This is a genomic window from Paraburkholderia sp. BL6665CI2N2 (assembly GCF_004366535.1).
Lineage (GTDB): Bacteria > Pseudomonadota > Gammaproteobacteria > Burkholderiales > Burkholderiaceae > Paraburkholderia.
In genome coordinates this window covers 1,674,422-1,691,899 of the sequence record NZ_SORC01000001.1, presented here as the reverse complement: position 1 = coordinate 1,691,899, position 17,478 = coordinate 1,674,422, and the positions used below count along the sequence as shown (strand labels likewise).

At 61.2% G+C, this 17,478-nt stretch carries 14 protein-coding genes and 1 pseudogene; 7 read left to right on the top strand and 8 right to left on the bottom strand.

Annotated elements, in window-relative coordinates:
- Positions 1 to 12: 12 nt before the first annotated feature.
- The 3 genes from B0G81_RS07560 to B0G81_RS07550 are packed head-to-tail and all read right to left on the bottom strand — an operon-like array spanning position 13 to position 3,728.
- Positions 13 to 2,367, bottom strand: coding sequence for a xanthine dehydrogenase family protein molybdopterin-binding subunit (locus B0G81_RS07560; RefSeq protein WP_134134075.1), 2,355 nt, complete (start codon positions 2,365 to 2,367; stop codon positions 13 to 15).
- Positions 2,360 to 2,848 carry a (2Fe-2S)-binding protein gene (locus B0G81_RS07555; RefSeq protein ID WP_116120535.1) on the bottom strand — a complete coding sequence of 163 codons (489 nt, stop codon included), beginning with the start codon at positions 2,846 to 2,848 and terminating at the stop codon, positions 2,360 to 2,362. The genes B0G81_RS07560 and B0G81_RS07555 overlap by 8 nt, the downstream gene beginning before the upstream one ends.
- A 7-nt stretch (positions 2,849 to 2,855) precedes the next feature.
- The gene (locus tag B0G81_RS07550; protein ID WP_134134074.1) at positions 2,856 to 3,728 is read right to left on the bottom strand and encodes an FAD binding domain-containing protein; all 873 of its coding nucleotides are present in this window, start codon (positions 3,726 to 3,728) and stop codon (positions 2,856 to 2,858) included.
- A 591-nt stretch (positions 3,729 to 4,319) separates the two neighbouring features.
- Between B0G81_RS07550 and B0G81_RS07545 the strand changes: the two genes are divergently transcribed.
- The 5 genes from B0G81_RS07545 to B0G81_RS07520 all read left to right on the top strand — a co-directional run bounded on the left by B0G81_RS07545 (position 4,320) and on the right by B0G81_RS07520 (position 11,618).
- Positions 4,320 to 5,732 (top strand): DHA2 family efflux MFS transporter permease subunit, encoded by a 1,413-nt coding sequence (locus tag B0G81_RS07545; protein WP_134134073.1) that lies wholly within the window; start codon positions 4,320 to 4,322, stop codon positions 5,730 to 5,732.
- A gap of 59 nt (positions 5,733 to 5,791) precedes the next feature.
- Positions 5,792 to 7,429 carry an MFS transporter gene (locus B0G81_RS07540; protein WP_243856380.1) on the top strand — a complete coding sequence of 546 codons (1,638 nt, stop codon included), beginning with the start codon at positions 5,792 to 5,794 and terminating at the stop codon, positions 7,427 to 7,429.
- A 777-nt stretch (positions 7,430 to 8,206) separates the two neighbouring features.
- Complete coding sequence (locus B0G81_RS07535) at positions 8,207 to 9,661, top strand: catalase (protein WP_208328599.1); 1,455 nt, start codon at positions 8,207 to 8,209, stop codon at positions 9,659 to 9,661.
- 122 nt (positions 9,662 to 9,783) lie between these two features.
- Complete coding sequence (locus B0G81_RS07530; RefSeq protein WP_134134071.1) at positions 9,784 to 10,353, top strand: ankyrin repeat domain-containing protein; 570 nt, start codon at positions 9,784 to 9,786, stop codon at positions 10,351 to 10,353.
- A gap of 716 nt (positions 10,354 to 11,069) precedes the next feature.
- Positions 11,070 to 11,618 (top strand): EAL domain-containing protein, encoded by a 549-nt coding sequence (locus B0G81_RS07520; protein ID WP_134134069.1) that lies wholly within the window; start codon positions 11,070 to 11,072, stop codon positions 11,616 to 11,618.
- Positions 11,619 to 11,783: 165 nt separating this feature from the next.
- On the opposite strand, the gene B0G81_RS07515 is transcribed toward B0G81_RS07520, so the two are convergent.
- From B0G81_RS07515 to B0G81_RS07500, 4 genes are all read right to left on the bottom strand, one after another.
- Complete coding sequence (locus B0G81_RS07515; RefSeq protein WP_134134068.1) at positions 11,784 to 14,048, bottom strand: molybdopterin cofactor-binding domain-containing protein; 2,265 nt, start codon at positions 14,046 to 14,048, stop codon at positions 11,784 to 11,786.
- Positions 14,048 to 14,500 (bottom strand): (2Fe-2S)-binding protein, encoded by a 453-nt coding sequence (locus tag B0G81_RS07510; RefSeq protein WP_134134067.1) that lies wholly within the window; start codon positions 14,498 to 14,500, stop codon positions 14,048 to 14,050. Before B0G81_RS07510 ends, B0G81_RS07515 begins: the two co-directional genes overlap by 1 nt.
- A 72-nt stretch (positions 14,501 to 14,572) precedes the next feature.
- A complete protein-coding gene (locus B0G81_RS07505; RefSeq protein WP_116120522.1) occupies positions 14,573 to 14,884 on the bottom strand; it encodes a high-potential iron-sulfur protein in 312 nt (103 codons plus the stop codon).
- Between the two features lie 16 nt (positions 14,885 to 14,900).
- On the bottom strand, positions 14,901 to 15,899 hold the full coding sequence (locus B0G81_RS07500) for an aldo/keto reductase (RefSeq protein ID WP_116120520.1): 999 nt from the start codon (positions 15,897 to 15,899) through the stop codon (positions 14,901 to 14,903).
- Between the two features lie 145 nt (positions 15,900 to 16,044).
- On the opposite strand from B0G81_RS07500, the gene B0G81_RS07495 reads away from it, so the two are divergent.
- Positions 16,045 to 16,500, top strand: coding sequence for a helix-turn-helix domain-containing protein (locus tag B0G81_RS07495; RefSeq protein WP_134134066.1), 456 nt, complete (start codon positions 16,045 to 16,047; stop codon positions 16,498 to 16,500).
- Here B0G81_RS07495 and B0G81_RS07490 read toward each other — a convergent pair.
- Positions 16,480 to 16,683: a hypothetical protein gene (locus tag B0G81_RS07490; RefSeq protein ID WP_134134065.1), complete on the bottom strand. Its 204-nt coding sequence runs from the start codon at positions 16,681 to 16,683 to the stop codon at positions 16,480 to 16,482. The genes B0G81_RS07495 and B0G81_RS07490 overlap by 21 nt on opposite strands.
- A 191-nt stretch (positions 16,684 to 16,874) precedes the next feature.
- Here B0G81_RS07490 and B0G81_RS07485 point away from each other — a divergent pair.
- Positions 16,875 to 17,416: pseudogene (locus B0G81_RS07485) on the top strand (efflux RND transporter permease subunit); the annotation flags it as partial.
- Positions 17,417 to 17,478: the final 62 nt, after the last annotated feature.

Here is a 17,478-nt window from a genome sequence, read left to right as displayed (position 1 = left end):
TTGTTGGTCCGTTCAGAGTTTGTCGCGCAGCAAGTCGCGCAATAGCATGGGAGTGAGTGGATGACGGTCGGCAACGACGCCAAATGGCGCAAGCGCATCATTGACCGCGTTGGTCAATGCGCCGATCGCTCCCATCACCCCGCCTTCGGCCATCCCCTTAATGCCGGCCGCCGTCAACTTGCCAGGCGTATGCAGCGGGATGATCTCGAAGTTGGGCAATTCAGTTGAAGTAGCAATCAGGTAGTCGGCGAGTGAGCCGGTCACGTTCTGTCCTGAGTCGTCGTAACGCATCTGCTCGAACAGCGCCCCCGACAGTCCCATCGCCACGGCGCCATGCTGCTGCCCTTCCACCACGGTCGGATTGAGCAGCGTGCCGCAGTCTTCGGCGACGACGTAACGCGCGATACGGATTGCGCCGGTCAAGACGTCCACCTCGATCTCGCATCCATGAGCCGCATTCGAATAGGTCATGGCCGGAGGGTCGTAAGTCAGGTGAAATTCAAGGCCCGGCGTCAAACTTTGCGGCAACGCAGTTGGATCCAGATATGCACGCCGCGCCACGTCGGCGAGCGTCAAACCTGTGTCGATCCACTCGTGCGCGCGACGACGCTCGATTCTCGCGTCGATCAGGCGTAGCGACTGCTCGTCCGGCAAACCAAGGCAACCGGCGGCGATCGCGAGCACCTTGCGGCGTGCGTCGAGTGCGCACAGGTAAAGCGCGCCGCCGCCTGCCGTGCCGCTGCGGGCGCCACGACTGCCCATACCGTATGGTGCGATATCAGTGTGGCCCATATGAATGCGCACGCTCGACGGCGGCACGCCCAGGCCCTCCGCCACCGCGTTGGCCATCGCGCTTTCGTAGCCCTGGCCGCTGGGCCCGAGACCGACCGACGCGTTCACCACCCCGCCTGGTTCGATACGGATCCAGCTTGCCTCGTGCCCCGAACCGGGAATCCCCGCGGCCTTATAGAAGCGCGAGCCGTACGTGGTCGGTTCCACCACGTTGCATAGGCCAAGCCCCAGGTAACGGCCAACTGCGCGCGCTGCGTGCTGGCGCTCGCGAAACCCCGCGTAGTCGAGCACCGACAGCAAGGCCTCGAACGTCTGGGTCGGCGTGATGTCGTCCAGACGTTCGCCGGTAGCAGTGAGGTACGGCAGCTCTGCCGGACTCAACAGGTTGCGCCGGCGTACCTCGACCGGGTCAAGTGCCAGTTCCCGCGCGATTGCATCCAGCGTTCCGTCCATCACCCAGCTGGTGATGGACATCGGCGCGCGCATCGGTGCATTGCCGCACTTGTGACTGAGCACGACCTTCACATCGAACGCGTAGTCCTGCAGCCGGTACGGTCCGCTCAGGATCATGGCAACGACGCGCGCCAGATAGTTGGCAGGAAAGAAGCAGTAGGCGCCAAAGTCTTCGCGGAGTTCGAGTTCGAGAGCGAGCAGCGTGCCGCGCTCATCGACCGCCGAGCGGGTGCGGCAGAAGTCCTCACGTGAATTGGCGGCGGCCGTCAGGTTCTCGAGGCGATCCTCACGCCAGCGCACGGGCCGTTTCAAATGGCGAGCCAGCGCAGCAACCGTCAACTCTTCGCGGTACAAGGCGATTTTCTGTCCGAACGCTCCACCGACATCGGGCGAAATCACGGTCACCTGAGACTCGTCGAGCTTGAGGCGCTGCGCCAGTTGAGTGCGCAAAGGATGTGGCACCTGCGTTCCAATATGGAACGTCAGGTGGTGCCGTCCAACGTCCCAGACCGCTGCACAGCCGCGGGTTTCGATCGGCACATGGGTCTGGCGCTGCTGCTGGAAGGTCGCTTCGACTATCCGGAAAGCCCGGCGGTTGGCGCGTTCAGGGTCGCCATGCACGTAGGTCTGGTGCGAGACCAGGTTGCCTGGCACGGCCGGGTCGACTTGCGCCGCGTTGGTCTCTAGCGCCTGCCACATGTCTGTCACCGCGGGCAGCGGTTCGAACTCGACGAGCACCTGCTCGGCAGCGTCTTCAGCGAGGTACCGGTCCGTCGCGACGACGCAAGCCACCAGATCGCCCTGAAAACGCACTGTGTCCACGGGCATCGTCGCAAATTCGACGGGCTTCAGTCCTTCGACGGGTGGTGCGACACGGAACGGCGTAGTCCACTGCGCGAGCTCCAGGCCCGTGATGACGGTTACAACGCCGGGCATTGCGGCGGCGCCATGAATATCGATGGAGACGATCCGCGCATGCGCGTGCGGCGAGCGAACGAAGCACACGTGAAGGGCACCGGGTATCTCGATGTCATCGAGATACCGGCCACAGCCGGTCAGCAGCCGATAGTCTTCGGTGCGAGGCGTCGCTCTGTTGAGGTAACGAAACGTCTGCTCAGACATCGACCGTCTCCGCGCGCATCCGCTCGGCCGCGAGCAGGATCGCCCGCACGATGTTCTGATATCCGGTACAGCGGCACAGATTGCCCGACAGCACCTCGCGCACCTCCGCCTCGGATGGCCACGGGTTCTCGCGCAGGTATGCCTCAAATGTCATGACGATGCCGGGCGTGCAGAAACCGCACTGCAGACCATGGCACTCATGCAGCGCGCGCTGGAGCGGCGACAGACGACCGTCTTGCGCTACCGCCTCGATGGTCGTGATCTGCGCTTCATCCATCTGCACGGCGTAAGCCAGACATGAGCGTGCCGGACGGCCATCGATCAACACGGTGCATGCGCCGCACACACCGTGCTCGCATCCGACATGCGTGCCCGTCAGCCGGCAATCTTCGCGCAGCACATCGGACAATAGCTTGCGAGGCTCGCAATGCACATCATGGCGCGCACCGTTCACACTCAGATAAATTGCTGTCTTTTCCATGAACGGCCTAATCGGGTTGCGTAACGCCAGCGGTTATCCGCTGCAATGCTCGAGCGATGAGCACCTTGACGAGATCGCGTCGATACGCGGCGTTAATGCCTGGCTGATCGTGCACCTCGACGGCGTTTGCGACTGTTTCGGCAATCCTGCCGACGCTCGGCGCATCGGCCGTTTCGCCGACGAATCCCGCAGCGAGGTCGTCAAACACCAGTGGCACATCTGCGACACCGCCTACGCCGATCCGCAACGAGGCGAACCTGCCGCCCGCAAGCACAGCGGTGACAGCGCAAGCCGCGATCGCGAAATCGCCGTGCCGTCGGCTAAATGCTTCGAAGGCATGCCGCTCGCCGGACAACGTCGTCGGAAAGCGCACCGTGCGAATGATTTCGTCAACCGCCAGATCGGTGGTCATCACCGCGATCAGAAACTGTGCCGCCGACACCTGCCGGCTGCCGGCCGGCCCGACAATCTCTATGCGTGCGCCTAGCGTGCTCGCAATGAGCGGTAATTGCGCCGCGGGGTCCGCATGCGCGAGACTGCCGCCGAGTGTCCCGCGCTGTCGGATGGCGTAATGTCCGATCGTCGCCGCCGCTTCAGCCAGTAGCGGGCAAGCAGCGCGTACTGTGTTGCTGGTGGCCAGCTCGTGATGGCGCGTCATTGCGCCGACCGCTAGCGTATCGGGTTCAAGCGTGACGCCCTTGAGTTGAGGCAGCGCGTTCAGATCGACCAGGTGCGCCGGTTGGGCGAAGCGCATATTCATCATCGGCGCGAGGCTTTGTCCTCCGGCGATCAGCTTGGCGTCAAAACCGTGAAGAGCAAGAAGCGACAGCGCGTCGTCGAGCGTGCGCGGCCGGAAATACGAAAACGCGGTGGGTTTCATATGCCTCGCGCCCGCGGACTCAGGCCGCAATTCCGGGCGAAGACCGGCAACTCGCGACAGCCCCCGCCCGCCGATAACCGAGGCAATCGATGTCGGCCATTCCCAATTCGGTAGACGCTGCTCATGATTCGCTCCAGCCGCATGCGCGGCGCTGTTCACCCCGTGGGACAGCTACTGCTTCAGCCATCGCATTGCAACGAGGATATCGCCGATAAATTAAATCGTCAATTGACGACTAATTTTCCGTGAACAGGCTCGACGTCGATCCAGCATACAAGCTGGCGTATCTGTCTGTTTGTAAGGTAAATCACGATATGGCGTTTTTTCTCGGCCGTTTGATCGGCGCCATGCCTGCCTTCATGCCCCTCCCTCGTTTAACGTGCTTTTAAATTACATCTTCACATGACGACTTATGATTTGATAGAGTACATCGTCCGCAAGCATGAACCGGTGTCGCCATGCTCCCGGTCTAGCCATGCACTATCTCAGTGCCATCGCGAAGCGAGCTTCATCTGTGACTGCCGGCGTCGGCAAATACCCGCGCCAGAGCGTTTGCGAGTCTGCCACTCAACCCGTATCGGTTCTCCGCTCATGTCTTTGTCAAGCCGTCAATCGGTCATCATCGCGTTGATCGTCGCCAGTGCCTATTTCATGGAGAACCTGGACGCTACGGTGATTGCGACAGCGCTGCCCCACATGGCCGCTACGTTCGGCGTCACGCCCGTGAGGTTGAGTATCGGCATGACCGCCTATCTGCTCGCGCTCGCGGTTTTCATCCCCATCAGCGGCTGGGTGGCGGATCGCTTTGGGCAACGCTCTGTGTTCGGTAGCGCCATCGTCGTGTTCACGGGCGCCTCGATACTTTGCGGACTCAGCAACGGTCTCGTCGAATTCACAGTCGCGCGGATCCTGCAGGGACTCGGCGGTGCAATGATGGTGCCGGTAGGCCGGCTCGCGGTGCTGCGCGGCACTGAGAAGCGTCACCTGATGCGCTCGATCGCCTACATTACCTGGCCCGGGTTGGCCGCACCGGTGCTGGGTCCAGCGTTGGGCGGCTTTATATCGACCTATTTCAGTTGGCGGTGGATCTTTTTGCTGAACGTACCGATCGGTCTGCTGGGTCTGGTGCTGACCGCGACCTTCATTCCGAACTACCGTGAATCCAGTCGCCGGCCGTTCGATGTGCCCGGATTCGTGCTCAGCGGAGTCGCGCTAACCTGCCTCATGTATGGCATGGAGCTCGTTGGGCAACCGTATGGCGACTGGCACATCACAGTCGCCGCCCTGACGGGTGGCGTGGTCGCCGCGGCCTTCGCGGTACGGCATTTCCGGCGTGCCGAACATCCGCTGATCGATCTTGCGCCGTGGCGAATCCCGACCTTTCGCGTGACCCTCGAAGGAGGTTCGTTGTATGTCGTCTCGGTCAGCGTTTCGCCCTTCCTGTTGCCGCTGTTCTTCCAACTCGGTTTCGGGCTGAACGCGTTCGCCGTCGGTTTGCTCGTGCTCGCTTACGCGGCCGGCAATCTGGCCATGAAGACCGTCACCACGCCCGTTCTCAAGTGCTTCGGTTTTCGCAAGGTAATGATCGTGAATGGGCTGCTCACTGCCGCCAGCATCGCCCTGTGCGCCCTACTCTCACCGGACACGCCACGCACGCTGATCATGCTGGTGCTGCTGATCGGCGGGCTATGCCGATCGATGCAGTTCACCAGCATCAACACGCTCGCATTCGCGGACGTGCCGCCGGCGCGGATGAGTTCGGCGAGCACGTTTTTCAGCATGGTCCAGCAGATGACCATCGGTCTCGGCATCGCATTCGGTGCGATCGCGCTGCATGCTGCAGTCCTGATACATGGCGGCCACGCGCAGCTTTCGCTCGCTGACTTCCGGGTCGCGTTTCTGCTAGTCGCCGTGTTGGTGCTGATCTCCGTGCTCTACTTTATCGGTATCGAACCCGATGCCGGTTGCGAGGTTAGCGGCCATACGCGGGCCGCATCGCAGTAGTGCGGAAATTGTATCGAGCGCATTGGTGGCTACCGGTCCAAATTAAACAGAGAGAGTACGTGCAGAATAATCCGGGTACGCCGTTGACGACTTCACAAGCCGCGTCGCCCCATGCGGCGCCAGGAGGGGGCAGCGAAGACCCTCGCAGCGCTTCGCAACAGGCGCTGATCCTCTCGGGCGTTTGTATCGCGGTGCTTGTGCTGCCACTGAATTTCGGCGGTGCAGCGGTGTCCGCGCCGACTATCGGCACCGCGCTGGGCGGTAGTCCGGTGGCAATCAACTGGATCCTGAACGCATTCATGCTGAGCTTCGGCAGCAGTCTGATGGTCGCGGGTGCGCTCGCGGATCTGCTCGGACGAAAGCGTGTGTTCGCCGTCGGGGTAGTGCTCTTTGCAGCCACATCACTCGGAATTTCCGCCGCGCCGAGCCTTGCGTGGGTCGACTTCCTGCGCGCGCTGCAGGGCATTTCGGCCGCGTTGGTGCTGGCCGGATCATCAGCAGCGCTCGCACAAGAGTTCGACGGGCATGGACGCGCTCGCGCGTTCAGCTTGCTCGGCACGACCTTTGGCGTGGGCCTGGCGTTGGGTCCGCTTCTCGCCGGGTTCCTTACGCAAACATTCGGCTGGCGATCGTTCTTCCTGGCAGATGCGGCAATCGGCTTGACGGGCTTCGCGCTCGGCGTCCCAAAGCTGAGGGAATCCTATGATCCGCACGCCAATGGTCTTGATTGGCCTGGCGCCATCAGCTTTACTGCGGCGCTTACATTGTTCACCTTCGGCCTGCTGCAGGGGCCGGAGAGCGGCTGGAGTAGTCCTCTCATCGTTGCACTGTTCGTGGGTGCCGCGGTCATGGCGATCGCCTTCGTCTGGATCGAAGGTCGTGTTACCCGGCCTATGCTCGATCTGTCGTTGTTTCGCTATCCGCGCTTCGTCGGTGTGCAGGTACTCCCGCTTGCGACCGCATTCTGCTATGTCACGTTGCTGCTAGTCTTGCCGACGCGATTCATCGGCATCGAAGGACATACTGCGACCGGCGCGGGCTTGATGATGGTTTCGCTTTCGGCGCCGATGCTGATCGTACCGCTCAGCGCTGCGCATCTCACACGCTGGATGTCGGCCGGTGTCATTTCAGCGATCGGTCTCGTCATCGCGGCCATCGGCATGCTCTGGTTCAGTGGTATCGGACCTGATGCGTCAGCCGCTGTCATTGCGATTCCGCTGTTTGTGATCGGTGTGGGCGCGGGGCTGCCCTGGGGACTGATGGACGGCTTGTCGGTCAGCGTTGTTCCAAAGGAACGCGCCGGTATGGCGACGGGCATATTCAGTACGACGCGCGTGGCGGGCGAAGGCATGACCCTCGCGGTGGCTAGCGCGATATTGGCAGTGCTCACACGCTTGCGACTATCCGACGCACTCGCGGGATCTCCTGGCACACCAGCTCATGCCGTCACCGAAGCCGCCCAGCGCGTGGCCACCGGTGATCTGACACATGCCGCGGCGCTTCTGCCCGCACTCGGGCAGCCTCTACTCGTGCATGCGTACGACGGCGCGTTCCGGGTACTGCTCCATATGCTGGCGGCCATCACGCTCGCCTCCGCGATCATGGTGCTTGGATTCCTTGGCCGCACACCATCTGCCGCGAACCCGGACCGTGCCAACCCGGCGCTTTCAGGAGGCGAAGGAGTCACCGACCGGTGAGACGCGCGCGGCGGCATCGAGCCGACGTTCCGGAACCACATCGGCGTCGCACTTTGATGATAGGGATGAGAGAGGTGACCGAATACGGACCGGCGCATTACCGAACCGATATCCAGACTCTTTGACAGCGCATTCACTTTGAATACGACAACGATGAATTGACATTCATATCAATTCAGTCAATAGATTTTCCAATCTCAATAACAATTGGTAAAAACCGGCAAGGAGAATTTCGACTAATCAGCTATAAATAACTTAAGAGGCCTTACTAATTATAGCATTCGACTCGACCATGAATTTCAAAAAGACAGTTTTTCAATTTTTTTCGTTACGACGCATGCTTTGCGGGCGAGCGCGATGAGCCGGTCTCGCCTTGCGCAACCTTGCGCCGCACTCTAGCAAGCTATTTATGGACTGTTTTCGAAGCAGCAGCAGCGTTCAGAATTTACTCAGCCCTCCTTCCTGGAGAGCCCGCAACGCGCTCTTTGTCATGCCGCTTACAGTAGTCCTTGCGAAACACATTGAGCTCTACCACAGAATTTTATTTCGCGATTTCTTTCATTTTTATCAACTTCATTTAGCCCCTGAAAGAAATGCACCTCCTATTGCCGGCATAGGGAAAATAGATTGGTTATATCAAAAGTTCGATCATAGGATGTGCTCGGTTTCCTCCTGAATTGGGATCGCAACGTGAAATTACTCAAGACACAAATCGCTACAAGCATTCTCTCCATCGCCTCGGCAATCGCCGCTGCGCAACCGGTGTACGCAGAAGACATGACGCAGGACAGTGGCTCGCCGATCGGCGACAATCAGAACTCCCAGACCGCCGGTCCTGAAGGTCCGGTACTGCTGCAAGACTCGCATCTGATCGAGAAACTGCAGCGCTTCGACCGGGAGCGCATCCCGGAGCGCGTCGTCCATGCACGCGGCACGGGTATCTTTGGCGAGTTCGTGCCTACCGCTGATATCAGCGCGTTGACCACCGCCAAAGTGTTCACGCCCGGTACGAAGACTCCCGTCTTCGTGCGCTTCTCGACCGTCATGGGCTATCGCGGATCGCCTGAGCAGGCGCGCGACCCGCGCGGCTTCGCGGTGAAGTTCTATACGCAGCAAGGCAACTGGGACGTCGTCGGCATCAACTGGCCGCTCTTCTTCATCCGGGACGCGATCAAGTTCCCAGACTTCGTGCATGCGAACAAGCCGTCCGCCGTGACGGGCGTGCAAGATCCGAATCTGGCCTTCGACTTCTTCGCCCATACGCCGGAAGCGACCAACATGCTGACGCACCTCTACACCGACGAGGGAATGCCTGACTCATACCGTCACATGGATGGCTTCGGCGTGCACGCGTTCAAGTTCGTCAATGCCAAAGGCGAAGTTCACTACGTGAAGTTCCACTGGAAGAGCCGTCAGGGCATTGAGGGAATCCGCCCGCAGGATATTGCTCATTCGATCGGCGCCGACTGGAATCTGATGACCGACGACCTGTACAACTCGATCAAGGCGCATTCGTATCCGCAATGGGATCTGTACATCCAGATCCTATCGCCGAAGGATCTGAACAAGTTCGACTTCGATCCGCTTGACGACACGAAGGTGTGGCCGTCGTCGATCCCTGAGCAGAAGGTCGGGACGATGACGCTCAACCGGGTTCCGGATAACTACTTCCAGTCCACCGAAGAATCGGCATTCGCGCCGTCCCGCCTCGTGCCGGGAATCGAGCCTTCCGAGGACCGGATGCTGCAGGGTCGTCTGTTCGCGTACGCCGACACGCAGATGTATCGCCTGGGACCCAACTACAACGACCTGCCGATCAACCGTCCTGCCGTGCCTGTGTATAACAATAATCAGGATGGCTTGATGAATTCCGGCGACCGCAAGGCTGAGGTGAACTACGAGCCCTCCAGCATCGCGGAGATCTCGCAGCAGGCCAGGTACAAGTCCGTGCAGACGCCGCTCAGCGGAACGACGCAGCAAATGGCGATCCACAAGACGCTCGACTTCCGTCAGGCTGGCGAGTATTACCGGGCGCTGTCTGAAGCCAACAAGACGGATCTGGTCACGGCATTGTCGGGCGATCTGGGCCGTGTAACAAACGACGCGAACAAGTACACGATGCTGTCGTACTTCTACAAGGCTGACTCCGATTACGGTACCCGCCTCGCGCGCGCCACACACGCGGATCTCTCACGCGTGCAGGATATGGCGTCGCACCTTAGCGATAACTGAAGCCAGTAAGCAAGGCGCACGGGCCTGCGCAAGCAGGCCCTCGCGTTGCCTGAATACGATTTCCGACGGAGAACGTCATGCGAGGTTTTTCTACTGCGCGGCGAGTAGTTCGAAACGCAGCCGTGGCAGCGATAGCCGCACTGGTGACTGCGAGTTGTGCGGAGCACGTTTATCGGCCAGGAACGTATTCCAGCACGGTTGACACGCGCGGATACACCGATGACTGGTTCGCCGCAGCGCGCGAAGGGCGCACCGATATCGTTCAATTGCTGATCGACGCGCACTATCCGGTCGAAACCGCAACGCCTGAAGGATATACGGCGCTCATTCTTAGCGCCTACGACAATCACCCGGACACGCTAAAGGCGCTTCTTGCCGCACACGCCAACGCATGCGCCGCCGACAAGCACGGCAATACCGCGTTGATGGGCGCACTGTTCAAGGGCGAAACGAACATTGCGCAGATATTGCTCGGGACGCGCTGCCCTATCGATCAAACCAACAACGCAGGGGAAACGGCGCTATCGTTTGCTGCGCTGTTCGGCCGGCTCGATATGCTTGCGGTGCTGGTGGCGCACGGAGCGAACGTCAATCATGTCGACGCACGCGGAGGTACCGCGCTGCAAATGGCCATCTCGCAACACAATACCGCCGCAGCCGATGCGCTGCGCCAGGTCGGCGCTACACAGTAACGTGGAGGGATGCGATCAGGTTTCCGGAAGGTCACGAGCGAGTTTGGCAGAACCATTTTTCGAACAGCGTAAGAAGGAATACAACGGGGTTGCCTTCAATGACGGAAATCACCGCCGTAGTCAGCGTCAGGATCGCGGATATCACGCGTCTGACCCACATATTCGGCGCGGAATCGACCCAACAGGCCCTCACTCAGTTCGGCGAGGAAGCAACGGCTTTGCTAAGCGGTTGCTGGCTCAGCATGAGATAATTGACCGATATCGTTCTGATGTCGACGGACATTGCTCTGCGTGTTTCCGTGTGCTGTCGGGAGACTTGCCGCGCGATGCCAGCGAAGCGGCGCAGGCCATAGAAAAGGCCGGGCGTCATCTGATTCGCGAGCGGCTACTTGCTATTTTTGGCGGCGGGACAGGCGGCCGGATCAACTACGATCTGTCGGTGTTCGTTGTGCCTTCCGAAGCAGTCTCAGGAAATGAAAAAACAGGTTGGGTTCAATGGACGAACGATCGATCGAGGTCCCAAGCAAAACATCAACATAAGGACCGGGACAACTCATCGACCGGAGTGAAAGCAATTCTGCGCGAACGCTCCATACAGACCGTGTTGCAGCCGATAGTGCGCATTAAAGACGGTGCAGTGACGGGTTTTGAAGCCCTTTCCAGAGGTCCGCAACGCACGCCATTTGAGCGCCCGGACTCGCTCTTCGACGCAGCCCATGCCGCCGGCTGTGCCGTGCAGATGGAACTATTGTGTGCCGAATTGGCTCTTGAGCAGCACCAAAGGCAAGCTGCCGCCCGGGAAGTTTTTGACCATCAATCTGGGCCCGGATGCCTTGACCCTTGCTGCGGAAAAGCTGCTGTTAGCAGGCCGGCAGGAAGTCATGTTCGAACTCACCGAGCACTTGCCGCTCAACGAAGCCGAGGGTTTGCGAGACGCGGTCGAACGCCTGCGTACCATCGGCATTGGCTTGGCCCTGGACGACACGGGCTGCGGGTTCGCAGACCTCGATACCGTCCGCCTGTTGAAGCCAGAAATCGTCAAACTGTGCATTACAGTGATCCGCAATGCCGATAAGGGTGCGCCCTTTGCAGCCGCTATTCGCGCGTCGGCTGAACAGCTCGGTAAGCTCGGCTGCAAGGTGCTTGCTGAAGGTGTCGAAACGGCAGCCCAGCACGACGCATTGCAGAACTGCGGCATCGAACTTGCGCAAGGGTGGCTTTACGGCAAGCCGGTGGCCGTTGGGTCAGTGCCCGGCGGCAGGTGACCTAACGGCGGGTTCGCAGAACGATTTCGAAAGGGCTTGCGCGCACCGAAGTGCACTGAGCACCGCCGCCCGCGCACAGCGTTCAGTTGACGCGACAGCTCTGTCGCTTAGCGCTGATTTCATTCTCACGGTAGGCAGCCGCTCGAACTCCGTTGGGTTTCGCCGCTACGGCCGTTTCAGCAGCGACGTATCCACCGGCAGCGCACGAATCCGCTGGCCGGTCGCATTGAAGATCGCGTTGCAGATAGCCGCTGAAGTCGGTGGCACGCCCGGCTCGCCGACACCGCCCGGCGGCGCATCGCTCGGTACGATATACACGTGTGTCTCGGGAACGGAGTCGATACGGGCAACCTGGTAGTCCGTGAAGTTCGATTGCTCCGACGCACCGTTGCGGAAAGAGAGTTCGCTGTATAACGTGTTGCCGAGCGCCATCACCACCGCACCCTCGAACTGCGCAATAACCCGATCGGGATTGACGATGCGCCCGCAGTCGACGGCCAGGTCGACGCGTGTCACACGCACTGAACCGTCGTCGGCCACGTGCACATGCGCGACCGCCGCCACGTAACTCAGGAAGCTGCGATGTACCGCAATCCCGCGGCCATGCCGCGCCGGCAATGCGGTCGACCACCCGGAGCGCACGGCGACCGCGCGAACCACTGCCGCATAGCGGGCGGTGTCGATCGGATACTCGTCGATCGAAGCGCCATAGTTCGGATAATCGACCCCTAGTGCATGCAGATCGACATGCCGCGGAGTGCCGAGCAGCGTGAGCAGGTGCTGCACCGGGTCCTGCCGCGCCGCCGCGGCAAGTTCATCGACGAACGACCCTAATGCGAAGCCGTGGGGAATGTTGTACACCGATCGATACCAGCCGATGCGCGTGTGTGCAGAGGTGGCGCCGTTCTCGCACCGCACGTTGGCGATGTCGTAGGGCATGTCGGTCACGCCCTGCCCCAGTTCACCCGCCGCCCCGTAGTGGACATCAGCCTTGAATGTCGAACTGATCGACGGGAACACCGTGCGGTGCAACCACGCGACCGTCTTGCCTTGCGCATCGAGCCCGCCTTCCATGTGCTGCGCGCACACCGCATGGAAATAGTCGTTGCGCACATCGTCCTCGCGAGTCCACGTGAGCTTCACGGGCGCGCCAACCTCGCGTGACAGGAACGCCGCCTCGGCCACATAGTCGGGCTTGGACTTGCGGCCGAAGCCGCCGCCCAGTAACGTGACATTGATCGTCACGGCCGGCTCCTGCACGCCGAGCACCTGTGCCACGGTCGTGCGAGCCTGCTGTGGATTCTGCGTCGCGGTCCATACTTCAACCACACCGTTCGCGTAGGACGCGGTGGCGGCGAGCGGCTCCATCGCCGCGTGCGCCAGGTGCGGCACGTAGTAGTCCGCCGAGACATGGTGTGCGGCGCTCTGAAGCGCAGCCGCTGTGTCGCCGTTGTTGCGAACGATTTTGCCGGGCTGGCGCGCTGTGTCCTCGAGCGCCTTGCGATAAGCCTGACTGTCATAGGATGCATTCGGCCCAAGGTCCCAGTCGAGCCTCAATTTCCGCCGCCCTTGCATTGCTGCCCAGGTGCTCGTCGCCACCACCGCGATGCCGCCCAGCGGCTGGAAACCGGCAGGCAGCGGGGCGGCGGGAATACGCACCACATGCAGCACGCCGGGCACTTTCATCGTTTCGGTCGAATCGACGCTCTTGAGCGTCGCGCCATAGACCGCCGAACGTTCGATCGACGCATAGGTCATTCGGGGCAACACGACATCGATGCCGTACGTCGCCCGGCCGTGGACGATGTCGTCGAGGTCGACGATCGGCAGCGACTTGCCGATATAGCGCCACGTACCCTCGTCTTTCAGATGCAGCGTGTCACGGCCCGGCACCGGCTGACGCGCCGCCGCCGCTGCTAGCGCGCCGTAGGCCACGCGCCGCCCGCTCGCCGCATGCACGACATGACCCGGCTCGGTGCGGCAGGTCGCCGGCGCCACGCGCCATTGCACGGCGGCCGCCGCCACGAGCATCTGCCGCGCCGTGCCACCTGCTTCACGCAACGGCTGGAAGAACTGGCGGATGCTGCGCGAGCCATCGGTATTCTGGTCGCCATACTTCGCATCGCCTTGCGCCTGCACGATCTTGACGGCGTTCCAGTCGGCGTCGAGCTCATCGGCAAGAATCATCGCGAGACTGGTACGGATACCGGTCCCCATCTCCGAACGATGCACGACCAGAATGATCTCGCCGGACGGTGCGACCGAGACATACACGTTCGGTGCGAAAGCCCCTTTAGCGCCGTTCGCGGATGACAGCACGCTCGCCGCGAACGCGGTACCCGCGCCGCCGATCTGCAAGCCCAGCACAACCCCGCCCGCCAAGGTTCCTTTCAATACCCCGCGCCGGCTTAGATTGACGATTTCTCCCATCACGCCTCCGACGCTGCGGCCTTAATAGCGGCCTTGATGCGTTGATAGGTGCCACAGCGGCAAACATTGCCGGACATCGCTTCGACGATCTGCTCGTCACTCGGCTTCGGCGTCTGTTTGAGCAGCGACGCGGCCTGCATGATCTGCCCCGGCTGGCAGTAACCGCACTGCGGCACATTGGCGGCTTTCCACGCGCGCTGCACCGGGTGATCGCCGCCTTGGCCGAGTCCCTCGATGGTCGTTACGGGCTTGCCCTGAACATCCGCCAGTGCGGTCACACACGAACGCACAGCGACACCGCCCAGATGAACCGTGCATGCGCCGCACGCACCGACCCCGCAACCGAACTTGGTACCGTGCAGCCCGAGCAGATCACGGACTGCCCACAGTAACGGCATATTCGCATCCGCATCGACGTTGTGATGAACGCCGTTCACAATGAGTTCCATCAACTGATTCCTCGTAGTCGACGCGAACGGCACGAAGTCGTCATGCGCCGTATCGCTTTACCCGCCCAACGCCTATCAGGCTCTCGCCTGATAGGCGTTGCACCATCCCGCGCCGCTCACCTGCTTCGCACCGAACAGCGCGCAAAGCGCGCTCGTGTCGGCTGGCTTGCCCTGATAGAACTGGCAATTCGAGCAGCGCTGGGTGGCGCTGAAGCGCGGATATTTCGCGTGATCGACGCGCGATGCGTCGGTCCGGTAGCCGAGCGCCTGCGCGGCCGGATCGCTTTCCTGAAGCTGCGTGGGCGCGGCCCACGCCGTGCCGCCGGTTATTGCCAGCGCCGCGGCGCCAACGATATGCACAATGAAAGTTCGTCGATTGGTTCGCATGTTCAATACACTCCTTTCACGACACCAGAACACGTTGCGGCGGCGCCATAAACTCCGGGCCCACCGGGTCCTTGACGAATTGCGAGACGATGGCGTCGATTTGCGCGAAGGCCTTGTCGTCGAGGTGCCAGCCGAAGGCGGCTTCGAGTCCATCCAGTTGCGACGGACGGCGTGCGCCCCACAGCGCGATCGTCGGGCCGCGGTCCAGCACCCAGCGCACGGCAAGCGCAAGCACCGACTTGTCGAAGTTATCGCGCGCGAAGACGTCCAGTGCTTTCACAGCGTCGACATATTGCTGACGACGCGGCGCACGGAACTTCGGGTCATGTTGACGCAGATCGTCGCCCTCGAAACGCGTCTCGGCGCCGATGCGGCCTGCCAGCAATCCCCGGCACAGTGCGCCATAGGCAAGTGCAACCAGCCCATGCTGTTTCACATAAGGCAGCACATCGCGGTCGATGTCGCGTTCAAACAGGTTGTAAGGCGGCTGCGTGGTGGACAGCGGCGCCACGCGGCGGAACGCGTCCATTTGCACCCCGGAGAAATTGCTGACGCCGAGCGCGCGAACCTTGCCTTCCTTGCGTAGGTCGTTCAGCACCGCGGCCGTCTCTTCGATCGGCACGAGCGGATCGGGCCAGTGAACCTGGTATAGATCGATGTAATCTGTCCGCAAGCGGCGAAGTGTATCCTCTACTTCGTGACGAATGCGCTCCGGCGAAGCATTGCGAAATACCTTGCCGTCCTGCCATTCGAGAGCGACTTTAGTCGCGATGACTGCCTTGTGGCGATATCCATCGGCCAGCGCTTTGCCGAGGATTTCCTCCGATGCGCCGAAGCCATACGCCGGCGCCGTGTCGATAAGATTCACGCCGCTGTCGAGCGCCCGGCGGATCACCGCAATCGAGTCCTTCTCATCAGTGCCGCCCCACATCCATCCGCCGATCGCCCACGTGCCCAGGCCGATACGCGATACAGGCGTCGATAAACCCTCAACTTCAATTGTTTCAATAGTCATGCGATGCTCTCTGGTTAAAGCGCCGCATCCATGTCGAATGCGGTCCGAGAAAATGCGACGCGCCCAAAGGACGGGCAGGCGAATCGATTATTTCAGCCGCATCCGGCGATCACAAGAAGGCACCTGAAGGTTCCATACTTTCCCCATGGAAACAAATTGCTACGACGGCCCTCAGGCCGCCGAGAACGCACAGAAGAAAACCGATGACCTCGCGCGCAACGTCATCGAGCAGATCGCCGACAAGTGGACGATCCTTGTGATCGACGCATTGGGCACACATGGCGAGATGCGTTTCTCGCGGCTACGCGATGAGGTGGGAAGCGTCAGTCAGAAGATGCTCACGAAGACCTTGCGGCAACTCGAGCGCGACGGCCTCGTCACGCGCTATGTGCATCCCGTGATACCGCCTCGTGTCGACTATCAATTGACACCGCTAGGACGCAGTCTGCTCGACAAGATCTGTGGGATCTGGGACTGGGTGGAAGCGCATATGACGGAAATGGAATCGGCGCGACGGCAGTTCGATCTCGGCGAAAAGCGTACCGATCGCGCGCCTTCGGACCGGGACGCGGAGTCCGGCTCAGAAACGCGCCTGGAATAGCCGAACGCGCACTGTCAGGTTGGCCGCGAGCTTGGTAAGACGTGCCACATCAGGAACGCCCGGAACGCGGCAAACGACGAACGCATTCGCCTGGAAGCGCGGCGCGTTGGCAGCGCGCTTGCCATGGGTGGTCGGGTCGCCGGTGTCTTCCTGCACCGCCCCGATGGACGCGAGGCCGGGCACGATCGATAGATCGCGCGTGAGTCCTCACGTCACCGCAAGCTCGAATCGACGCCCAGATAACGGAACGGTAAACTAGCCGACCGCGGCCCGTAAGGGCTCCACCACCACACTCCTGAGTCGAGAAGCTCGCGTCACGCGCTCTGACAGCGCAGGAACGCCATGCCTTCATGGCCTCATTTCAGGAACCCGTCATGTGGATCGTCCGGCTCGCGCTGCGCCGCCCTTATACCTTCTTGGTCCTCGCCGTGCTGATCCTTATCGTCGGCCCGCTTGCGATACTGCGCACGCCGACCGGTATCTTCCAGAACATCAATATCCCGGTGGTCAACATCGTCTGGACCTACAACGGCTTTTCCGCCCAGAACATGGCCAATCGCATCACGTCGAATTACGAACGCGCGCTGAGCTCGGACGTCGACGACATCGAGCGTATCGAGTCGCAATCGCTGAACGGCGTCTCGGTGGTAAAGATCTTTTCCCATCCGGGCGTGGACATCAATCGTGCGATCGCCGAGGCAGCGTCGAACTCCGCATCGATCTTGCACGTGCTGCCGCCCGGCACGCTGCCGCCCACATCATTACCTATAACGCCTCGACGGTGCCGATCCTGCAACTCGGCCCCTCCAGCGACACGCTCTCCGAACAGCAACTCTACGACCTCCGCAACAGCGCGATCCGCATGCAGCTGGCGACGGTGCAAGGCGCGTCGGTGCCGCTGCCGTTCGGCGGCCGTTGCCGTCATGCACTGCACAGTTCGATGTCTTGCAAAGGCTTGCCGAGTCGGACATTGCGCAG